Source organism: Pseudomonas sp. IT-P176, from assembly GCF_949767245.1.
Classification (GTDB): Bacteria; Pseudomonadota; Gammaproteobacteria; order Pseudomonadales; family Pseudomonadaceae; genus Aquipseudomonas.
Genome location: NZ_CATKPN010000004.1, coordinates 1 through 297 on the forward strand (window position 1 = coordinate 1; position 297 = coordinate 297).

At 56.6% G+C, this 297-nt stretch carries 1 protein-coding gene; it reads right to left on the bottom strand.

Features of this window, described 5'->3' with window-relative positions; all coding sequences use genetic code 11:
• Positions 1 to 297: immunoglobulin-like domain-containing protein (locus ACM6IP_RS00020; protein ID WP_414860652.1), on the bottom strand; the 297-nt coding region annotated here is incomplete at both ends.

Below are 297 nucleotides of genomic sequence, written 5' to 3' on the forward strand. Positions count from 1 at the left end.
TCGGCGACAGTGGATTTATCCACAGTCAGGGTGGCTTTCACCTCAGTGAGGGTGTCGTCGATGGTGACTTGGGCTTTGTCGCCCAGTACCAGGTTCTCGAAGGACTTGCCGTCGACGGTGGCATTGCTGACACCAACTTCCACGACTTGACCGTCTTTGTAGACGTCGTCGCCCTGGGCTTTCAGCTCGTATGGAACGCTGGTGGTGCCGGCTTTGATGACGACGGTGTCGCCGTTGCTCAGGGTCACGGTCAGGTCTTGTTTCAGTTCCTGATCAACCTTGACGGTGAACTTAGGC